2 protein-coding genes are annotated in these 1,390 nt (G+C 63.0%); both read right to left on the bottom strand.

The window, feature by feature from the left end:
- On the bottom strand, positions 1-296 hold a 296-nt coding region (locus tag QRN53_RS18720; RefSeq protein WP_285245313.1), incomplete at its 3' end, for an isocitrate/isopropylmalate family dehydrogenase.
- A gap of 126 nt (positions 297-422) precedes the next feature.
- A complete protein-coding gene (locus QRN53_RS18715) occupies positions 423-1,346 on the bottom strand; it encodes a LysR family transcriptional regulator (protein ID WP_285245312.1) in 924 nt (307 codons plus the stop codon).
- Positions 1,347-1,390: the final 44 nt, after the last annotated feature.

The following is a 1,390-nucleotide window of genomic DNA, read 5'->3' as shown; positions in this document are numbered from 1 at the left end:
GTGATGTTCAGGCGCAGGCCCCAGAGGCTGATGTGGTCCGGTACGTTCTCCCAGCCAACGGCGCCGAAGTAGATCGCGTCAAAGTTCTTCAGCGTCTCCAGGCCATCGTCTGCCATCATTTTGCCGGTTTCCGCGTAATAGCCGCAGCCCCAGGGGAACTCGGTCCAATCGAACGCGAACTTGCCGTTGGAGTTCTCGGCCAGCGCGTCCAGGACGCGGCGTCCGGCGGAAACAACTTCCTTGCCCACACCGTCGGCGGGGATTGAAGCGATGCTGAATTTCTGGGTGGCGCTCATATGCCAGTCTCCTCGTTGAGTATTTGTTGTGAGCCTGTAATCAGGGTCACAGTGCTCTTCCTCTTCAAGTAGACGGCCTGATCCTAGAGGGCGTCCAAGACCAAGATCCGATCCGCTAGATAGGTTTTACCTAACGGTTGGGCCAGGTATATCACCAGTCAGTTTTTGTGCGACGTGCAGCTCGGCTACTTTCAGGAAGGCTCGGGCCGCCGGCGTGAGGTCTTCCTTTCGGCTGAGGACTGCCACGTCCAGATGCGAGACCGGCTCAATCAACAGGGTCCGCAGCCCGGATTTGTGCGCCAGCGGCGCCCAGGAGGAGGGCATTACGGCGTGGCCGACCCCTGCGAGCACCAGCGGCAGGATCGAGGTTCGGTGCGCGACCTCAATCACGATTTCGGTGCGGACCCCCTGCGCCAGCGCGTCATCGACCAGCCACCGCATCAGGGATCCGCGCTGGCTGGCGATCAGCCTATGGCCGCCGAGGTCTTCCCGTTGTATGGCCGTCCCGGAATTGAAGGTGTCAGCCTGCGGGTTGACGATGAGTATCAGCGGCTGCCGCTCCAGCTCCAGCACCTGGACGCCCGGAACCCTTATCTGGGTGGCTGAACCCGCCAGCCCGATTTCGTTGCTGCCGTTCCGGACGGATTCGATGACTTCTTCCGGGGTGAAGGCAGCGCCGACGTTCAGCCGGACCGAGGGATGCAGCCGGGTGAAGCCGGCGATCATGGACGTCAACGGCTCGATGCCGGGGGACGGCATCGTGATGATGTCCAGTCTGCCGCTGCGCACACCGCTCAGTGCCTGGACCGCCGACTGCGCGGCGTCAAGGTCCCGCAGCACCAGCCGGGCGGGGCCGATCAGTTCTTTGCCCGCTTCGCTGAGGACGGCGCGGCGGCCGATGCGGTGGAACAGCGGCACGCCCAGGTCCTTCTCCAGTCCGGCGATGGTCTGCGATAGGGAGGGCTGGGCGATCAGAAGATGTTCTGCGGCGCGGTTAAACCCGTCGTGGTCAACCACGGCCAGAAAATACTTCAACTGGCGCGTGTCCACCCCACCTCCTGTAGATAGTCCGCCCGGCGGTACCCCCTCACTCT

The organism is Pseudarthrobacter sp. fls2-241-R2A-127, from assembly GCF_030209355.1.
Classification (GTDB): domain Bacteria; phylum Actinomycetota; class Actinomycetes; order Actinomycetales; family Micrococcaceae; genus Arthrobacter.
Note: the sequence above shows the minus strand (reverse complement) of the source record. Positions and strands in the feature narration are given on the sequence as shown.